The sequence below is a fragment of the Paenibacillus shirakamiensis genome (assembly GCF_017874255.1).
GTDB lineage: Bacteria > Bacillota > Bacilli > Paenibacillales > Paenibacillaceae > Fontibacillus > Fontibacillus shirakamiensis.
Genome location: NZ_JAGGLD010000001.1, coordinates 866,665 through 881,450, shown reverse-complemented (window position 1 = coordinate 881,450; position 14,786 = coordinate 866,665). Strand labels below are relative to the sequence as shown.

Sequence of the window (14,786 nt, the reverse complement as noted above, 5' to 3'; positions counted from 1 at the left end):
TAGTATACCATAGAGTATTTTATAGTTTACAGTCGGCTGTCTTTTCCAAAATTCATAACAATATGATGATCTGGTTTGTACACGGCGAAGGAGTAGCCTTGACTTTTTAAATAAGCAATAATTTCAGGTAAAGCTTTTACCGTCTGACTTTTCTCGTGCATTAAGATAACTTCCTGTTTGCGGTGAACCTGTCTCTTCACCTGTTGTACCACTTTATCAGGTCTGCCTGTATAGCTCCAGTCTTTGGAGTCTACAGTCCAGTCCCACATCTTAAATCCAGCATTTGCAATTGCGGTTCTAAAATCATAGCCAATTTGTGGAGCGCTGCCATAAGGCGGACGAATGAGAGAAGTTTTAACCCCTGTAATCTGCTGCAACAACTGTTGTTCTTGCTTAAACTCTTGAATGAAATTAGCCGAACTTCCGGATTTATAGAGTTTACGATAATTATGGCTCATACTGTGCATACCTAGAAAATGTCCTTCTTTAAGCAATCTTTCAATAGAAGGTTTCTCTTCCTGTAGCATGGTACCAATCATAAAAAAGGTTCCATGTACCTCTGCCTTATCCAGAATATCTAGAATCTGATCCGTATATTTACTAGGTCCATCATCAAACGTTAAATAGACGGTTTTAATTTTGGGATCTGCCTGATCGGGCTGAGGTTTGACCGAAGGAACTTGACCCTGAACAGGTTGACTAGGAACCGTAGGTTTAGGTTGTGTAGGTTCAACTGGGGGCTTAGGCTTGTTGCCTATTTCTTCAGATGAATTATCTGCTCCAGCATCGGGTTTATGTAAGTCAGGTTTTACTGGAACATCCTTGGATGGTTTGCTTGCAACCCATTTAGGAAGATCTGTAGTTGAATGACCTTGATTGTATGTGTAAGCGAAATAAGTTGTACCAGCTAATGCTGTTAATAGCACGCCGTTAATCATAAGTATCATCCATCGTCTTTTATGCTTTGCTTTCTGACTCTTCACTGTGCGAGTTTTTTGTGATCGATTCATGTGTATATCCACCGTTGCCCTTTCCGCAATATACTACTAGGATATACCATTGGTGCCATAGGGGTTTTACAGAATGGTTACACTCCTGGTTACAATCTTCTCACTAATTAGACAAGATCTTACTAAATCTTGTTAATCGAAAGGAAAATTATGTACAATAGAATCATTACGTTCTCTTGCATACTCTTTTTTTCGGCGATATTTATACGAATGTGCTTACAATCATCTTTTAAAAAAGGTATATAGCATTTTAGTCAAGAGAGTTTGCAGGATTGTAAAGGTTAGTCTTGATACCTACTTCAGAGGAGATGATGATATGACTACATCAAGTCTTAGTACAAGCAGAGTCGTTATTATTGGTACAGGAGCTGTGGGGGCAACTACAGCGTATACCCTTCTTCTGAGAGAACGTGTATCAGAGCTGGTACTCATTGATGCGAATCATGAAAAGGCACTGGGAGAAGCTCTAGATATGAATCATGGTCTTCCATTCACGGGCGGGGTGAAAATATGGGCTGGGGAGTATAGCGACTGTGCTGGCGCAGACATCGTGATTATTGCCGCCGGTGCATCCCAGCGTCCGGGGGAGACTAGAATTGATCTACTGAAGCGTAACGCAGGAATTTTTGATAATATCATCCATAATATTGTTGAACACAATGATCAATGTATTATACTCGTCGCTACGAATCCGGTAGATATTCTGTCTTATGTATCGTGGAAAAAGAGTGGTCTTCCGTCCAATCGAGTGATTGGTTCGGGAACGTTACTTGATAGTGCGCGTTTTAGGTATTTAATTGGTCAGAACAAACGAGTTAATCCCCGGAGTATCCATGCTCATATTATTGGAGAACACGGAGATTCAGAGCTCCCCGTCTGGAGCCTAGCTAATGTTGCCGGGATGAATCTGGAACTTGGCGAGCAAGATCAAGCTGATATTTTCTTTAGAACAAAAAATGCAGCTTACGAAATTATTAACGCTAAGGGATCCACTTCTTATGCTATTGCGCTTGCACTCGATCGTATCGTAACTTCGATTCTTCAGGATGAAGGATCGGTACTGAATGTGTCGACCTTAATAACCAATTATCATGGCGTATCGGATGTATATCTTGGGGTCCCAAGTATAGTGGATCGCTCAGGAGTGCGCGAACTACTTGATATTCAATTAAATGAAGAGGAGCTAAGGCAATTTCAGGCTTCTGGCCAAAAACTTAGGGATGAGCTTAGCAAGCTAGAACTTTAATTACATGAATAGTATGAGCTGGATGAGTTCCTCAAAAGGGAACCCTCCAGCTTTTTTTGATCTTTTAAACGTTATGCGAACTCTGTTCTTAGTGTAAAGAAATGTTCCCATCTCGCTCAGGTTCCCGCTGACGGACTACCAATCGATTGATGGCTTCTACATAGGCTTTAGCGCTGGCTTCAATAATATCCGTGCTCACCCCGCGGCCTCTTGAACTCATATCCCCCTGATGGAGTATGACATGGACTTCGCCTAGCGCATCCTTCCCTTGCGTGACGGAGTGGATCTGATAATCTTCTAACTCTGCTGAGAATCCTGTTGCTTTTTCTATTGCTCGATATACCGCATCGATGGTTCCCCCGCCTATAGCGCAGTCTTCCATGACATCTCCTTGCTCCGTAAGGAGACGAACCGATGCCGTAGGAATGGAATGATTGCCAAAAGAGATGTGAAGTTGATCCAATTGGAAAGGCACCGGTCCTTCTTTTGCACGCTCATCTATAAGTGCCCTAATATCCTCGGTTACAATCTCCTTCTTGCGATCCGCCAATTCCTTGAATTTCGCGAAAGCTGTATTTAACTGTTCCTCATCTAAGTGGTAACCCATATCTATTAATCTTTCCTTAAAAGCATGTCGCCCCGAATGTTTACCTAATACCAATTTGCTTGAAGTAACCCCAATTGTAGCTGGTGTGATGATCTCATACGTTGCACGGTTTTTCAGCATTCCATCTTGATGAATACCCGACTCATGTGCAAAAGCATTTGCCCCTACAATAGCTTTATTTCCTGGTACGAGCATACCTGTCAATTTACTAACCATTCGACTGGTCTGATAAACCTCGTGCAGTACCATAGACGTCTTCGCTTGATAGACATCAGATCTCGTCTCTAGAGCCAAAGCAACTTCTTCCACTGCCGTATTCCCTGCACGTTCTCCAATGCCATTAATCGTACCTTCAAATTGTTCTACGCCGTTAGCAATCGCAGCCAAGGTGTTCGCTGTAGCCATCCCCAAATCATCGTGACAATGCGTACTAAGCTGAATTCGTTCTATCCCTGTTACATTCTCACGAATCGTTTTAAACATCTGTCCAAACATATCTGGTGTAGCAAACCCTACTGTATCGGGGAGATTGACAATTGTAGCCCCTGCTTTGATCGCCCGCTCCGTAACTTGGCACAGGAATTCCACTTCGGTACGACTTGCATCCTCAGCGGAGAATTCGATTTTGCTAAAATATTTTCGCCCATATTGAATAGCAGCTTCAAGAGTATCTAACACCTTCTCCTTACTCATTTTTAGTTTGTATTCCCGGTGAATGGGTGAGGTGGCAAGGAAGATATGCAAGCAAGCATCCTCCGCCCCTTTCAAAGCCTCGCGAGCTGCATCGATATCCTGTTCTTTTGAACGGGAGAAGGCAACCAACGTTGCTTGTTTGATTACCTTAGCTACTGCTTGAATGCTAGCAATCTCACCTTTAGATGTGATGGGAAATCCTGCTTCAATACGGTCAATTCCTAGCCGCTCCAGCTGTAGAGCGATCTCTACCTTCTCTTGGGCCGTCAGACTCACTCCCGGAGATTGTTCTCCATCTCTAAGCGTAGTGTCTAATACATAAATTTTGCGCATTCAAATTACCACCTTTGTCTAATTTATAAAAAAAGACCTCTTTCGCCCCCAACACAGCTCACACTGTATTAGGGGCGAAAGAGGTCAATCTTCCACGGTACCACCCTGATGTACCGCATGCTCAGTGCATGCGGTCTTAATGAATCGAACGAAATTCGACTATGCAGAGTAACGACTGCTAACCGGATGATCCTACTTCATTCAGATCAACAGCTCCAAGGTGAGATCGCTTCGGGATTAAGACGGTGATTTCAGCATATTCACCATTCTCTGAACATAAGAGCCCGCTTGCCAAGTCCTTTTCTATGCCTTTTATCATTATAAAAAATACCCCTCTCATCCCACGCAAAATTAATTTGCGCTAAGGGACGAAAGGGGTTAACTTCCGTGGTACCACCCAGATTCACAGGAGCTTCATCACTCTCTGTCTCAGGAGAAAGCCATCAATAAACGTAGGCTTCTCACACTATAACGGGTGTTCCCGGCTGAACTTAGCCATGCCTAACATGGTTCGGTACAGCAGCTACAAGGTGAGTTAATCATTGGACTTAAGTCGGAAATTTCAGCACTCTCTCCGCTCTCTGATTCAAAAGTCACAATGACCTGATCCTTGTCATGGCCGATGCATTCATAAAGTTGTGATTATTATATCCAGTAGGATTTGGAATAGTCAAGTGATAATTTCAAGAATTAAATTCCAAGTAATTACGACATTTAATGTGATGAAATAACATATGACACCTGTAAAATCCAGTTGTATTAAGGCTTTGATAATTTAGTTCATCATATTAAATATATTAGTTAACTTGATTAAATAATTTATTTCTTTATTTTTAATACGGATATTCATCATCGGATTGTGTCTTTTTTTGCAAAATTCGCTCTGCTACCACCTCAAAAGGCTCAGGTTGAAGAAGTTCAACGGGCGAAAATCCTTTATCAAATACAAAGGAATCTCCTTCGAGAATCACAGCATATTTCCCATTTATTTTTGTAATATGAATGTTCTGATTAAAGTCTGCCAATCTCCCGCGTACTAGCGTATCTCCAATTCGAAACTTCAGTTCAATTTCGGGTTTGATCTCTACAATTTTCTGAGCGGCTTCTTCCACGGCAATAGGTTCCCAGCGCTCTTGAATTTCCCTCTTCTCACTCGCTGCCCAAAGTTCAAGTTCACGTTCCGCTTGCTGACGCTCTTCATGACTTTCATCTGGCCATTTGGTCTCCACATAATCTTGAACAAAAGACATCACATGATCGTTCACAATCTCAGGAATGGATTGTTCATAAGTCACGAACTTCAGAAAATCTTCGAAATATCGAGCGTGTGAGGATTGATGGATCTTCAGTTCCCATTCTTCATACATGCCTTCTTCCGGCATATATGGATATTGAATTGATTTCATATTCCTTGCGCTAATCGCCATTTCCACTTGATTGACAAGACTTTTTTCATCAGAAATCCGGGCAATTTTTTGCTCAAAATCGCATTTTAACAAGAATATAACCGGGGTATCCGAATGCGTTGCTTGGATAGCTTGAACGATAATCATAGCCCCACCACGTACAGCACTTGTATCCAGATAACTACGCATCACATCATCACAAGCATTTTTAAAATCTTCCTTATCTTCAGTAACCCGAAGTCTAGTAAGCAAATTAAAATTCGGATTACTATCTAATTCATGACCAGGTTCTACAATAAATGTTCCAATCTTAGTGGGCGCTTGTTCAGCAGACGGATTTTTCTCTACTTTACGTTTTGCAATGCGAGTGAACTCTCCATCCAAAAACTTTTTGATCTCACTATCGACATACTCTTCCCCATCCAACGTCTGATAGTGCTTATAGGAACGAGTGCCTTGAGATTCTGAACCTTCTACCTGGACAACAAAAAATGATAAAAATTCAATAGTAAATTGCATGAGTTCTCCTTTTTTTAGCATGTATAGTATTTAAGTTAACATAATTTTTATTATGTAACTTTCTATTAGAATTGAGGAATTTGGATATCCAAACGCGCTACAGCTTCTTCTTTTTCTCGGTTGGTAATATGTGTATATATGGTTGTGGTCTGGATCGATGCATGTCCAAGTAATTCCTGTACTGTACGCAAATCGGCTCCTTTTCGCAAGAGCAGCGTTGCAAAAGAGTGACGCAACTTGTGACTAGAGTAAGGTTGCCGATGAGCTTCAGGTAATCCCTCTTGAAATCGATCGAATGTCTCCGCAGCAATTTGCTGTATGGAGCGAATGGATATACGTCTACCCTTCTGCGAAGTGAACATCGCATTCTCTTTAGCACGCCAAGGCTCAAGTCGATCTTCTACGGCTTGGCTTAATACACCAGCTACAACTTCCGGAACAGGCAACGAACGCCACTTCCTCCCTTTTCCGTATACACTTAGTGTTCGTCTCTCCGCATTATAATCATTTAAATTGAGCGAATGCACTTCTCCCACTCGCAGACCCATATATCCCATTAGCAAAAAAAGCGATAAATTCCTCAGCTTGTACTTTCCATCTACATGTTGAAGAAACCGAGTAAGATCCGATTCATCTAAATAGACAGGTACTCGATTTTTTTCCATTTTAGATTTTTTTATGCCCGTAGCTGGATTGTCTGTATGTAATTCCAAATCTATTAACGCTTTGAAAAAACAGCTTACAGAAGCATGCTTTCGATTTCGTGTAGCATCGCTTACTCCCCGTTCACGAACGGAGGACAAAAAGGAGACGACATGGAACTTCTTCACCGCACTCATAGGCTTGCCATGTAGTGATGCAAGAAATTCTTGGGCATCGCTCATATAAGATTTTTGCGTGTGGGAGGTATAGCCTGCATCTTTCATCCATATTAAAAAAGCATCTAACTCATCTCTGTATTCATCCACGGAAGATAGCCACCTTTCCAGCTTGTTCATTCTAGCATAATTCGCGATTTTTGGTGCGTTTTATGTCGCATAAGTGCCTATGTTACTCTATTAAAGTACCTCAGAAATGAAATAGCGTATAACATATATTATACGCATATATTTTTACGCTAGATAGCCCTATTTTTAAGTCAATTTAGTATATGACAAACTTAGACTTTTCCTAGCTCTAAGATGTACATGCCCGACATTAAAATTCATAATTCTTACTTTTTGGGAATAGGCTATGTGCAAGTTTGTATTTTGACACTCGAAATGGAGGTTGTATAGTTATGGCTGTCTCTTATATGGATTTCACTTCTCCTTCAACACAGTTCACGTATGATCCTAGCAAGAATCGAATTTTCACTAAGGATAAAGCCAATTTCATTAATGAACTTTCTGTAAATCAGCTGAATACACTCGGCAATGCGTCATTTCTAGATATTTTCCTGAGTAAAGGCAATGTGGTTGAGCCTCATATTCATCAAAATGCTACAGAGACGGTATACGTCATATCCGGTGCTGCTATCGTATCGTTGATTAACCCTTTTACAAAAGAATTGCGTAATTTCCCTGTTACCCCCTTTCAAGTGGCTAATATACCTCAGGGCTGGTTCCACTATGAAGTTGCCACTGAAGATCATACGCATTTATTATCCATCTTCGATGCTCCTATTCCTGAGTTCATTGCCGTCTCTGATTTCTTAAGACTTGTTCCAGCGAACCTACTTGCGCATACTTACTGTCTAGACGAAGCCAAAGTAAAAGAAACTTTATCTCCTATTAAAACTACGGTAACTTTGGGTCCTCCGGCTAATTGCAAACAACCTCGACAAGACGGTGCCGATCATGCTCAAGCTAGAATTTCACAAAGTCAAGGACAACCGATTCCTAATCGCGGTCAAAATCCTTATCATCCTGCTCAACAACAAATACAGCAACAACCGCAGCAATTCCAAGGACAAAATCCCTATGGAATACCTTCTTATGAACAAGCTCGAATCATTCAAGCTCAAGCATTATATGCGCAACAACAGCACAATCAAAATGCACAATATCCTCGCCAACCTGAACAGCTACCTACTATTGGGAATGCAGGATCACAAGTCAAGGGTCAACCTTACTCAAGGTAGTTACCTGCAATTATTCTGAGGAATTGAGGTGAAATAGTGAACGAGAATACAGACAATTCTAACAAAAAAATTGATCAGCTTAAGGCAGCGGAAAGAGATGACTACGATCAGCCTTTGTCCTCGAATGAAGGAGTAAAAATATCTAATGACGAAGATTCATTAAAAGCTGGGGATCGAGGCCCTACCCTTTTAGAAGATTTTCTTATGCGCGAGAAATTATCTCATTTTGACCGAGAGCGTATTCCCGAACGGGTAGTTCATGCACGTGGCTTTGGAGCCCATGGCATCTTCAAACTTTATGCATCACAGCAAGAATTAAGCATGGCAAGTTTCTTGGTAGATCCTTCACTTGAGACTCCTGTCTTCGTTAGATTTTCAGAGGTAGCTGGCTCCAAGGGGGCCAACGAAACGAATCGAGATGTGCGAGGATTTGCTGTTAAATTTTATACCGAAGATGGGAATTTCGATCTAGTTGGCAACAATATTCCGGTATTTTTTATACAGGATGGTATTAAATTTCCCGATCTTATTCACGCAGTCAAACCCGAACCTAACAACGAAATTCCGCAAGGACAGACGGCTCATGATACATTTTGGGATTTCATTGCTAACAATCAAGAATCTGCAGCTATGATGATGTGGATTATGTCTGATCGCACGCTTCCAAGGAGCTTTCGCTTCATGGAAGGGTTTGGTGTTCATACTTTTCGTGTGGTGAATGCACAAGGCATTTCAAGATTTGTTAAATTTCACTGGAAGCCTGTACTTGGTATTCACTCTTTTGTATGGGATGAAGCACAGAAAATTGGAGGCGCTGATCCCGATTTTCATCGTAGAGATCTATGGGAGAACATTGAAGCTGGGAATTTCCCAGAGTATGAACTGGGTCTGCAAGTACTGGAAGAGAAAGATGAATTTGCTTTTGATTTCGATATTTTGGATGCCACCAAATTATGGCCTGAGGAAATCGTGCCTGTTCAAATTATCGGTAAAATGACGCTAAATCGAAATGTAGCGAATGTATTTGCGGAGACAGAACAAATTGCTCTGCATCCCGGCAATATTGTAAGAGGAATAGATTTTACGAATGATCCATTGTTACAAGGTCGGCTCTTCTCTTATACGGATACCCAAGTGGCTCGTGTGGGTACGAACTATCAAGAACTTCCTATTAATCGGCCGGTATGTCCGGTACATAACAACCAGAGAGATGGGAAATCTCGTTATACCATTAATACAGGTAGAGTGGCCTATCATAACAACTCCTTAGCAGATAACACACCTTATACTGTACCTGGAACTAAAGGTGGTTTTGTAACCTATCCTTCTACGGTTGAAGGCCAGAAATTAAGAGTTACCGCTCCAAGTTTCCTAGACCATTTTTCGCAAGCTCGCTTGTTCTGGAATAGTATGAGTCCCGTCGAGAAAAGTCATATCATTCAAGCGTTTAGCTTTGAACTCGGCAAAGTAAAAAGCATGTCTGTGCGCCAACAAGTCATTGATATGATGGGCAATATCAGTACCCTACTCGCTACAACCGTAGCTGATCAGGTTGGTGCTCAGGCCCCGCAGGTTAAAGAGTCTCAGAATACACAATCTTCACCAGCGCTTAGTATGGCTAATACCGTATTTTATCCTAATACGCTAAAGGTCGGTGTCATTATTGCCCCAGGTTTCAATGGTCCTAGCACCATTTCAATATTAAATGAATGGATTCGCGTTGGATTAAGAATAGTTATAATTAGTCAGAAGCAGGGCGTAGTTGAAGGTACGGATGGAGTAAAGATCAAAGTGGATGATAGCCTTTTAACCGGATCACCCGTAGTATATGACGGCTTATATATTGTTGGAGGAACTTATGAAGATCCTTATTTCGTTACGAAGACACAACAATATGCAGCGGAGCAGTATAACCATTTCAAGCCCATCGGAGCCTCTACGTATGGAGCTGCTATAATACAAAATTTAGGTATATTAGGAGCACCAGGCGTTATAGTCGAAGGGGAAAATCCATCTGATTTCGCTTCCCAATTCATCCAAGCCATGACCAAACAGCGTTTTTGGGAACGTGCCCAATATAGTTAAATAATTGCAGAAAAATTCATATTAACATAATTATTATTATGTTAATATGAATTTTTACTTGTCTATGAAGTACACACATGATTTTCTAAATGTAAAATTTACAGTGTACAGATACTTAATTCATTTGCTATCAACCTATGACTTTTCACATTTCATATTTCACTTTTGATTTCGACTTTTTAACTCATTAGTGACTGACGTCTTTGTAGGCACCGGCCAAGATGTCATCCATTAAAGTCGGAACGTTGGGTGTCCAACCAAGCAGTTCACAGGTACATTCGCTGGAGTCATTCATAAATAATTTAAAAAAGTTGCCGACAAAACCAAAGTATGCCATCCTTCTGTGCTATTGAGGTCACAGTTATATTCAAGGAGCGTCCAATGGCTTCGCCCATTGCCTTTGTGGAGATGGTTTCCTCTGCGATCGCATGCAGCCGTGATCCGGGTGGTGCCTTCTGTACCGCAAGATGGATGAGTTTTGCAGCATCGGAATGATGCACGGCAGACCATGCATACGAGCCGCCATTGAGGTACCACCAGATACACCTTGCTTGCGTGCAGCTCTCACTAGAAAATTGACAAAGCCCCCTCCAGCTCCTTGAACCGTCGGTGCGAACTAGATGATAATAGTCGGTACTCCACGAGCAACATAGCTGAAAGTAAGGTTCTCCACTCCGATCCGATGGGAGTCTGGGCTAACGGCAGGCGATGGATCTGTCTCCATTATCGGACGTCCTTGATACAAATCGGAACTACTTTTTGTTAGCCTTTATTAAATTGTTTGGTATTACCACAATGGGTGCAAGTATGTATTTGTTATCTCTTTCAAAATGGACGTAGTATAAATAAAAAGGGATTAAGTTAACATAACTTTATTTATGTTAACTTAATGCCTTTTTAAATTTTAGATACGTATAATTGTAATTTAATTGGAGTATTAACTAGATACATTTTTTATTTTCTATTCTGAATTTTTCACATGATGTATTTTTCATTTTGGTTTTATAAATAACATATTCGAAATATCCATGGTCTATTGAACTTGGATCTTTTAACTTTTTCATGCTTATTTATATTTCATTCTGTTGTAGCTTTTTATTATCATGTTCCTCTTTTCTAATACTTAAATTAAAATCATTTAGACCTTGTAGAATCTTTGGTAACTTTCCTCTCCCTTCATAATTTTACTAAGAAAAATCTGCTTCCTCACTCTCCTTCTTGCAATAAACTTCCTTGTTTTCCTTTTGTGAATTTTTCATATGATGGAATTTTATATTTTAAATCTTTGTGTTATATTTCTTGCACTCGGCTCTGCTAATTCTTCATATTGACCTTGCGTAGATTGATGGATAACCGATCTCCAAAATGCCGTAGCTGGCAAGTTGGTCTTCAACTGGGAGACTAACCATCGACCTGGATGTGCTTCAAATATTTTTTCTGCAGCCTGCCTTCCGACCTGGTGCCTACGATGTCTTTTCATCACAAAAAATTCAGCCATATAATAATCTGCATCTCTTTCCCCATCTAATATGTCTATTAATGCAAAGCCAGCTATCGCCTCATGATGACGAATAATATACGATCTATGATTCGTTAAAGATCTATCAAAATATTTATCTAAATCAGGATATGCCGGGTAAAGTCCAGATTCATCTACTTCTAATTCCAAATATGCAGTAAAATCATACATATACAGTTGCATGAGTCCTTTAATCAATTCTGTCGTGGCTTGCTGAATACTTACTTCCATGGACATGTGCCTCCATTAATAAGAATAAACTACTACTAGACTATACAAATTTGTAATGAGGTGTACTTTATATGAATATTCAAAAAATTGCAGACCGTAAACTCCTAGATCAACGCGTCATTCACATGCCGTGGTTCGTACAGCAATTTATAGATTATAAGCTTCCTGATCTCTCCCCATCCACGTTGCTTGAATATATTAGAGATTATGAACAATTTTTCGGGTGGTTAATAGCTGAAGGCCTCTCCTCTGCTCAAAAAAATACAGAGATTACCTTACATGATCTTGAGGTGCTCCATATGAATAGTATTGTCGGATATCGCTTACACCTGACAACGCGAACAGAAGGAACGAATTCAAGGATTACAGTGTCACGTAAAATGTCATCGCTAAGATCCTTGTTTCATTACTTAAGTCAGATTGCTGAGGATGAAGAATTTTACCCTCTACTCAAACGCAATATTATGGCTAAAGTTGAGAGCAAACGCATACACAAACCTAAAGACACTGCAGCTAAGCTGAAGGGCAAAATTCTTGAGGAAGATGAATTGCTTGACTTCATTGCTTACATTCACGAAGGTTATCGAATAGATATCGAGAATAACAAACAGGCTCTTCACAGTTATGAGTTGAACAAAGAGAGGGATGCCTGTATCGCGAGTCTGATTTTGAACTCAGGTCTCCGTGTCTCCGAAGTCGTCAATTTAAATATCGAAGACATCGATGTCACAAATAAGTTAATGTATGTATATCGCAAAGGAAATAACGATGAAACATTTAAATCCCCCGTGTATTTCCGTGAACAAAGTAAAGATGAACTGGATGCATACCTATTCTTGAGACAAAGTCGTTACCGAACACCAAAAAAAGAAAAAGCCCTCTTCATCACTTTACCTAATGGACAATCCGAAGGAAAGCGTATGACCAAGCGGGCGATTCAAGCCATGATTATCAAGTATGCTACTCGTTTTGGGAAACCTTATTTGACTGTCCACAAACTTCGCCATTCCTTTGCAACAGACTACTATTTACAGAATGATATCTATAAAACCAAAGAACAATTAGGTCACGCTTCTACAGAAACTACGGAAGTCTACGCTCATCTTACGGATAAGACGATGCTTGAGGCAATAGAGAAAAGATCATAGTCACCAAGGTCACAGGTCCAGTGTAGATTGTATAAGATTCATAATTCCCTGTGTATCATCAGAATGCAGCCATGAGAGTATGTTGCTATTACTCCTTGGCTCTTTTTGTATATAATCATCTAGACTCGCTAGCTCTACTTTACTCACAAATCCTATAATATTAGGCAGCGCAGTTAACGATTCCAGCTCCTCTAGGGTCCGGACCATGACAAGCTTAGGATAGTCCATCTCCTTGTATCCCTCTATTATAATCACATCATATTCTTTAAAAGTTTCTATGAGTCTACCAAGTTCCATACTCTGTTCATACATTATTGCAGTACGCCACGGTGAAGCTATAGCTACGGCCGATGCTCCCGCATTTCGTATAGCAAAAGTATCGGTCCCCTCGTGATCTATATCAAATCCATGCATGTCATGTTTAATTACAGCTACTACTAAGCCCATCTGCTTAAATGAACTCACTAGGCGCCTGATAAGATGCGTTTTGCCTGAGTTCTTATATCCAACAACCTGAAATACAGGTGGATTCATAGGATGCCGCTTCCATCTAGTAATAAAACTTGGACTTTTTGACCCTTGGGTACCGCTTGACTTACTGGTGGAATAACAATTAGACAATCACTATCTTTGATCGTAACCATCACACTGGATTCATCTAATGAAGCAGGATATACGAGAACTTGACCTTCTTCATAGGCAAGATGTCCTCTTACAAATCTAGTGAAATTATTGATTTTGTTAAAATCAGTAGCCAGAATTCCTGTAATTTCTTTAAGAAAAGGATGATCTTTCCCTTGCATGACACCAATGGCAGGTCTGACGAACATTTCACATCCGACAAAACAAGCTCCTGGGTTGCCAGATAGTGCGAAGAGCAACTTTCTTCCTCTTACTGCAGCCGTAGTTACACTCCCTGGACGCATTGTAACTTTGTTAAATAAAAGAGTAAGCTCTTCTCCTTGCACGAGATCAGCCATAATATCAAAATCGCCTACTGATACCCCACCTGTTGTTACAACCATATCATAAAGTTCAAAAGCTTCCGTTACTCGTGCTTTGGCAATCTGAAGATCGTCTGGTATAGCATCCAGAATTATAACTTCTCCCCCTGCATCCCGGATTTGGCAGGCCAACATATAGGCATTACTGTTTCTAATCTTCCCATCTTGCAGAGCCTCATCGATGTCTAATAACTCGGATCCAGTAGAGAAAATAGCCACTACAGGCTTTTTGTAGACGAGAACTTGGTGAATACCAAAAGTAGCAAGTACAGAAATCTCACCAGAGGATATACGTGTGCCTTCTTTAATTAGAAGATCATCTTGCTTAATTTCAAACCCAATAGGTGTAATGTTTTTGCCGGGTTCGATCTCTCGCTTGATCTGAATCGTCGTTCTTCCTCCTTGTTCAATTTGCTCTGTCATCTCAAACATCACTACCGCATCGGCTTCATCGGGTACTTTAGCCCCCGTCATAATACGTGATGCTAATCCAGATTCAAGTGAAATTGAAGGTAATGCACCTGCTGGAATTTCATCCACTATTTCAAGCCACACTGGTTGGTCTGTCTGAGCTCCGCAAGTATCTTGACTAATTATAGCGAAGCCATCCATGCCAGCTCTACGGAAATGGGGATAGGGATGAGGTGCTAATATCGTCTCTGCCAAGTATCGACCTCTCGCTTCCGACAGGTCAATTCGTTCATTTCCACCTAGATGCAGTTGGGAAAGTATGCGCTGCTGCGCTTCTTTTACAGATATTGCGTTTCGTGGCCCTTTAGACAAATTATCGATCATAAAGCTTATTCCCCCTTTACTAATATACATCCCAATTTACGCTGCTCATACAAAAAGCATGCAACAAA

At 40.7% G+C, this 14,786-nt stretch carries 12 protein-coding genes; 5 read left to right on the top strand and 7 right to left on the bottom strand.

The window, feature by feature from the left end; genetic code table 11:
- Positions 1-26 precede the first annotated feature (26 nt).
- Complete coding sequence (locus J2Z69_RS04280; protein ID WP_209859457.1) at positions 27-1,010, bottom strand: polysaccharide deacetylase family protein; 984 nt, start codon at positions 1,008-1,010, stop codon at positions 27-29.
- Positions 1,011-1,326: 316 nt separating this feature from the next.
- Between J2Z69_RS04280 and J2Z69_RS04275 the strand changes: the two genes are divergently transcribed.
- Positions 1,327-2,256 carry an L-lactate dehydrogenase gene (locus J2Z69_RS04275; protein ID WP_209859455.1) on the top strand — a complete coding sequence of 310 codons (930 nt, stop codon included), beginning with the start codon at positions 1,327-1,329 and terminating at the stop codon, positions 2,254-2,256.
- 88 nt (positions 2,257-2,344) lie between these two features.
- On the opposite strand, the gene J2Z69_RS04270 is transcribed toward J2Z69_RS04275, so the two are convergent.
- Positions 2,345-3,889, bottom strand: a complete 1,545-nt coding sequence (locus tag J2Z69_RS04270) for a 2-isopropylmalate synthase (protein WP_209859453.1) — start codon at positions 3,887-3,889, stop codon at positions 2,345-2,347.
- Between the two features lie 108 nt (positions 3,890-3,997).
- Here J2Z69_RS04270 and J2Z69_RS04265 point away from each other — a divergent pair, with 108 nt between their 5' ends.
- Positions 3,998-4,138, top strand: a complete 141-nt coding sequence (locus J2Z69_RS04265) for a hypothetical protein (protein ID WP_209859451.1) — start codon at positions 3,998-4,000, stop codon at positions 4,136-4,138.
- Between the two features lie 584 nt (positions 4,139-4,722).
- Here the strand turns inward: J2Z69_RS04265 and J2Z69_RS04260 are convergent.
- Both J2Z69_RS04260 and J2Z69_RS04255 read right to left on the bottom strand, forming a co-directional pair.
- Positions 4,723-5,814, bottom strand: coding sequence for a DUF3900 domain-containing protein (locus J2Z69_RS04260; RefSeq protein ID WP_209859449.1), 1,092 nt, complete (start codon positions 5,812-5,814; stop codon positions 4,723-4,725).
- 65 nt (positions 5,815-5,879) lie between these two features.
- Positions 5,880-6,812: a tyrosine-type recombinase/integrase gene (locus J2Z69_RS04255; RefSeq protein WP_209859447.1), complete on the bottom strand. Its 933-nt coding sequence runs from the start codon at positions 6,810-6,812 to the stop codon at positions 5,880-5,882.
- 281 nt (positions 6,813-7,093) lie between these two features.
- On the opposite strand from J2Z69_RS04255, the gene J2Z69_RS04250 reads away from it, so the two are divergent.
- A complete protein-coding gene (locus tag J2Z69_RS04250) occupies positions 7,094-7,936 on the top strand; it encodes a cupin domain-containing protein (protein WP_209859445.1) in 843 nt (280 codons plus the stop codon).
- Between the two features lie 36 nt (positions 7,937-7,972).
- Positions 7,973-10,021: a catalase gene (locus J2Z69_RS04245; RefSeq protein WP_209859443.1), complete on the top strand. Its 2,049-nt coding sequence runs from the start codon at positions 7,973-7,975 to the stop codon at positions 10,019-10,021.
- A 1,270-nt stretch (positions 10,022-11,291) separates the two neighbouring features.
- Here J2Z69_RS04245 and J2Z69_RS04240 read toward each other — a convergent pair.
- Positions 11,292-11,771 carry a GNAT family N-acetyltransferase gene (locus J2Z69_RS04240; RefSeq protein WP_209859441.1) on the bottom strand — a complete coding sequence of 160 codons (480 nt, stop codon included), beginning with the start codon at positions 11,769-11,771 and terminating at the stop codon, positions 11,292-11,294.
- A 71-nt stretch (positions 11,772-11,842) separates the two neighbouring features.
- Between J2Z69_RS04240 and xerS the strand changes: the two genes are divergently transcribed.
- Positions 11,843-12,919, top strand: coding sequence for a tyrosine recombinase XerS (gene xerS / locus J2Z69_RS04235; RefSeq protein ID WP_209859439.1), 1,077 nt, complete (start codon positions 11,843-11,845; stop codon positions 12,917-12,919).
- A 9-nt stretch (positions 12,920-12,928) separates the two neighbouring features.
- Here the strand turns inward: xerS and mobB are convergent, their stop codons facing one another.
- Entirely contained in the window at positions 12,929-13,453 is a 525-nt protein-coding gene (gene mobB, locus J2Z69_RS04230) for a molybdopterin-guanine dinucleotide biosynthesis protein B (protein WP_209859437.1), read from the bottom strand.
- Complete coding sequence (locus J2Z69_RS04225) at positions 13,450-14,718, bottom strand: molybdopterin molybdotransferase MoeA (protein ID WP_209859435.1); 1,269 nt, start codon at positions 14,716-14,718, stop codon at positions 13,450-13,452. The genes mobB and J2Z69_RS04225 overlap by 4 nt, the downstream gene beginning before the upstream one ends.
- Positions 14,719-14,786: the final 68 nt, after the last annotated feature.